We start from the raw sequence: 4,330 nt of genomic DNA on the forward strand, positions 1-4,330 counted from the left end.
GCAGCCCCCAGCAATCGCGGGGCAATTATTACAAAGACAGAGACAAAGACAGTAGCCCGCAGGAATTCCGGGGCCACCATTTCAGAGACAGAGACAAAGAGAGAGACACTCGCCCTGTTGACAGTGCCTCGAATACAGTCGTGCAACCAGACACAGACACAGACATGATTTACGGCCGCCATGCGGTGCAAGCAGCTTTAGAAACAAACCAAGTGCTCAACCGGATCTGGGTTGTCCCGCACCTGCGCTACGATCCCCGCTTTCACAGCTTGCTAACCGAAGCCAAGGCCAACGGCACCATCATTGACGAAGTTGACGATTTGCGCCTGGACTACATCACGCGCAAAGCAAACCACCAAGGCGTAGCAGCTCAAGTATCAGCTTACGAATACCTGGATTTGAGCGAACTGATCGCGAAGGCTAAGTCTGCTTGCGAAGATCCAGTAATTGTGGTAGCAGAAGGACTCAACGACCCCCATAATCTAGGGGCGATTATTCGCACCGCAGAAGCATTGGGATCTCAGGGTATGGTGATTCCGCAGCGGCGGGCTGTTGGGATTACCTCGGCAGTGAGAAAAGTGGCAGCAGGAGCATTGGAAAGCCTGCCAGTGGCAAGGGTTGTCAATCTTAACCGGGCGCTGGAAGAATTGAAAGAGGCTGGGTTCTGGATTTATGGCACTGCAGCAGGCGTCGGTCAATCGGTAGAGACAGTAAAGTTCTCCGGGCCCACTGTTTTAGTCGTGGGTGGTGAAGCTGACGGTTTGAGCCTTTTGATACAGCGCAGTTGTGACGGATTAGTTTCAATTCCTTTAAGGGGCCATACTCCTAGCCTTAATGTCTCCGTAGCCACGGGGATGGCTCTATACGAAATTTACCGCCAGCGCGGGCCCAAAAAGTTTCACGTACACGGATCGTAAGGGTAATTAGCCCCACCCCCTAAAGCCTGGGGCTTCTTGCCCCCCAAGCTTCCCATCTTCGGTGATTGAAAAAAAGAATGCAACACAGTATAACAAAGTGTGCATAACCAAGGTCTCGGCCTTGCCTGCACCACTCTGAAAAAACCGTAAAATACATTACAAAATCACATGAAAGAACTCTTGATTAGCTTGCTCAACTTCTTCGGATTGGCTTGGTGGGTTGAAGTTAAAACTTCAGCGCCGCGGTGCATTTACTATTTTGGTCCGTTCTTGACTTCTCAAGAGGCCGAAGCTGCAAAAGCAGGATATGTAGAAGACATAGAAAATGAAGGTGCAGAAGGTATTAGTGTTTCGATTCACCGCTGCAAACCTATTAATTTGACGGTGGCAGATGATTTGGGAAAGCTTGGTGAGGGAGGGCTGTTGCCTGTTTTGAGCGGTCATTAGAACCAGAGGGAATTTTTAGTTTGGAGTTTAGAGTTTTGGGTGCTAAATCCAAAACTCTTGACTGTTGGGAATAAATTGCTTCTGAGAAACTAAACTCAACACTCGCAATTGTCAACTGCTTCGGGGAAACATTCAATCCAGCGATCGATGTCTGCGAGTACCCGATCGGGAATTTCCCAAGGGAACAAGTGGGCTGTATTTGGATAGGACTGCCACTGACATTCGTGGAGGTGGCGGGCTGTTTCTAAACTGGATGCCGAGGTGATGTGCCGATCGGCCTCTCCGGCGAGCACCAAGCAGGGACATTGAATGTCGCCGAGGTGCAGTAACCGATCGTATCCGGCCCTGAGAGCGGTATTTAAAGCCTTGGTGGCCGTGTTGGAAGTTTTGAGGTAGGCGGGGGTACCTGCCTGTGCTAAGTAGCGGTAAGGGGTGGCGTTATGCTGCTGTATCAAGTAGCGAAAGAGCGATCGCCTGCCAAAAGTATCGATATTCCACTGCCAACCGGGTATCGCCCAATTGATAATTCCGGCTAAACCGGTGTAAAGGTTATCTTGCCAAGAGATGGGAGGGTGACTTCCTCGCGGTTTGGCTGCGGACGCGAGTAAAATCAAACCGGTGACTCGCTGGGGATATTTCATGGCTAATTCCAGGGCTAAAATCCCTCCCAAAGACCATCCGAGCACCAAACACCGATCGACTCCCAATCTGTCTAACAGTACCTCTAAATCAAGGAGGTGGTCGGTCATTTCAAAGGGAACAGAGGTGCGGCTGTTGCCGTATCCGCGCAAGTCTGGGGCGATCGTCTGGAACCGCTTTGATAAGTGTTCTGTAAAGACGGACATACAATCGCCCGAACCTGGATGGCCGTGCAAGCAGAGAATCGGAAACCCTTTGCCTTTGACAGAAACGCTGAGTTTTGTGTGCGACATTTTCTCATTACTCGATCGAACTAAATAAGATTTAAAATTATTAAAACTCGTCAAAAAATCTCAATCATAATAATTAATAAATTATATTATATTGACAGTATAACTTAACTTAAATTTAATTGTATCTAACCTGCCTCTTTGTTGTCAAGAAATAACGTTTTTGCCTAAAATAAGGTAAATTGGGAAAAAACTCATCGATACCAGAGGAGGGCAATATGGCTAACTACGATATTTTTGACGAAAATTACTATCTCAGCAAATATCCATTTGTGCAAGAAGGTATCGATCGAGGAATTATCAGTTCTGGCAAAGAACACTTTGAAAAGTTTGGTCAAAAACTCGGTTTCACGGAAGTATCGCCATATTACGATGAAAATTACTATCTCGCCAACAATCCCGCAGTCGCGGCCGCTGTCAGTTCAGGAGCTTTTGCCTCAGGCTTAGATCACTTTATTCAGTTTGGCTGGGAACAAGGTCTTGTCAATACATCGCCTGACTACGATGAATCGTTTTATTTAAAGCGATATCCCGTACTTGCTCCCTTTGTGCAAAACCAAACTTTCAAATCTGGTTTTGAACACTTTATCAAATTCGGAGCCCAAGAAGGCCTTTATGCGAGTACCTTTTTTGAACCAGAATATTTACTGAAAAACCCCGAGGTAGCAGCGGCAGTCACAGCAGGAGTTTTCAAAACAGGCGGAGAACATTACCGAAAATTTGGACAATTTGAACCCAATCGCTCTGCAACCTTTGTCGGTACTCAAGGCAGTGACGTTGTGGCTGGATTTGGTGTAGGGAAAGTTGAAATCATCGGCATTCAAGTATCTTTAGATGCAGCAGGGAATTGAGTTTATGAAACAATAACCAACAGCAACCTTCCTATTGACCTAGATACCCTAATTGGCAGTCAAGGCTCTGATACTTTCGTGCTTGGTGTTGGGGAAGTGTCCGATACTATCAATAGTGGTGTTTTCTATCGGGGGCGGTTTGGAATAGGCAACGAGCCGATTATTAAAAATTTTGACCAGCAAACTGATGCGAGCAGGCTGGCAGGAACGCGACGGTTTTATGGGTTCTCGCCCACCACGAATGGCGATTTTCGTATTAATTACGGCTTCGGTCGGGGCACGTCAGGAATCGCTATAATCGAGGGCGGCGCAAATATTCCATTTCTAGAAAATAGGGGGCGGGGTCTTTTGATTTTTAGTAGAGATAGTGTGTTGGATAACTTTTCGGAAGTTGAATATTTACAAAAAAATCCCGATGTTGCTGCGGCTGTGAATGCAGGAAGTTTCTCTTCAGGTCTCGATCATTATACAAAATTCTGACAATTTGAACCGAATCGCTCTGGCACTTTTGTTGGGACTGATGGAAATGATATTGTCACTGGTTTTGGCAGTGGAAAAACGGAAATTACTGGAGTTGATTGAGATAGGAGTTATGCTTTTGGCGGAGAAGGCAATTATTTTAGTAATGGTAGCAATGAATTTGATACCTTAATTGGCAGCCAAGGTGCTGATACTTTTATTTTGGCTGATGATTTTACCTCGCCACCACCGTCTCAGATGTTTCCCGATGCGCAAGAATTATATAGAGGGTCAGGGGAAGCTCGGATTCGCGGATTCAACCCCAGTCAGGGAGATGTACTCAGGTTAGCAGGTCAACTCAGTGACTATCAAATATCTCCGGTAGGTGCAGATTTAGTCATCTCCAAACCAGAAGATACAATTGCAATTATTGAAGGAGGTGCTAACTTAAATCTGCGACAACTGACTTTTCCCCCCGCTAGTATTTATTCTAGTGCGAAGTCTACTTTCTTGCTGGGTTGGTTAATAGACATCTCCCAAAAAGCTTGTCAAGAACAAGCTCTCCTACCTGTGAAGCGAGAATTATGGGAGATGTACAATAGATATAATTCACCTTTATGAGTGACGGAGGTCGGCAAATTAATGTTTATCCCTGTTTTGTCACTCTGGCAGTATTATAATAAGGTAAAAATTCTAGAACCAAGACACAGAGTATGGTACAGCCTCG

7 protein-coding genes are annotated in these 4,330 nt (G+C 46.1%); 6 read left to right on the top strand and 1 reads right to left on the bottom strand.

From position 1 onward, the window contains the following. Together rlmB and QUA80_RS17040 are read left to right on the top strand one after the other, a co-directional pair. A partial coding sequence (rlmB, locus tag QUA80_RS17035) for a 23S rRNA (guanosine(2251)-2'-O)-methyltransferase RlmB (protein ID WP_333426327.1) occupies window positions 1-917 on the top strand: 917 nt, incomplete at its 5' end. 168 nt (window positions 918-1,085) lie between these two features. Beyond that, window positions 1,086-1,364, top strand: coding sequence for a DUF1816 domain-containing protein (locus QUA80_RS17040; RefSeq protein ID WP_333426328.1), 279 nt, complete (start codon window positions 1,086-1,088; stop codon window positions 1,362-1,364). 95 nt (window positions 1,365-1,459) lie between these two features. Here the strand turns inward: QUA80_RS17040 and QUA80_RS17045 are convergent, their stop codons facing one another. Continuing rightward, complete coding sequence (locus QUA80_RS17045) at window positions 1,460-2,296, bottom strand: alpha/beta hydrolase (protein WP_333426329.1); 837 nt, start codon at window positions 2,294-2,296, stop codon at window positions 1,460-1,462. A gap of 215 nt (window positions 2,297-2,511) precedes the next feature. On the opposite strand from QUA80_RS17045, the gene QUA80_RS17050 reads away from it, so the two are divergent. From QUA80_RS17050 to QUA80_RS17065, 4 genes are all read left to right on the top strand, one after another. After that, window positions 2,512-3,144 carry a hypothetical protein gene (locus QUA80_RS17050; RefSeq protein WP_333426330.1) on the top strand — a complete coding sequence of 211 codons (633 nt, stop codon included), beginning with the start codon at window positions 2,512-2,514 and terminating at the stop codon, window positions 3,142-3,144. Between the two features lie 96 nt (window positions 3,145-3,240). Further along, on the top strand, window positions 3,241-3,624 hold the full coding sequence (locus QUA80_RS17055; RefSeq protein ID WP_333426331.1) for a hypothetical protein: 384 nt from the start codon (window positions 3,241-3,243) through the stop codon (window positions 3,622-3,624). Window positions 3,625-3,628: 4 nt separating this feature from the next. Continuing rightward, window positions 3,629-3,796 (top strand): hypothetical protein, encoded by a 168-nt coding sequence (locus QUA80_RS17060; RefSeq protein WP_333426332.1) that lies wholly within the window; start codon window positions 3,629-3,631, stop codon window positions 3,794-3,796. A 29-nt stretch (window positions 3,797-3,825) separates the two neighbouring features. Then, window positions 3,826-4,224 carry a hypothetical protein gene (locus QUA80_RS17065; protein WP_333426333.1) on the top strand — a complete coding sequence of 133 codons (399 nt, stop codon included), beginning with the start codon at window positions 3,826-3,828 and terminating at the stop codon, window positions 4,222-4,224. Window positions 4,225-4,330: the final 106 nt, after the last annotated feature.

Source organism: Microcoleus sp. F4-D5, assembly GCF_036704885.1.
GTDB lineage: Bacteria > Cyanobacteriota > Cyanobacteriia > Cyanobacteriales > Microcoleaceae > Microcoleus.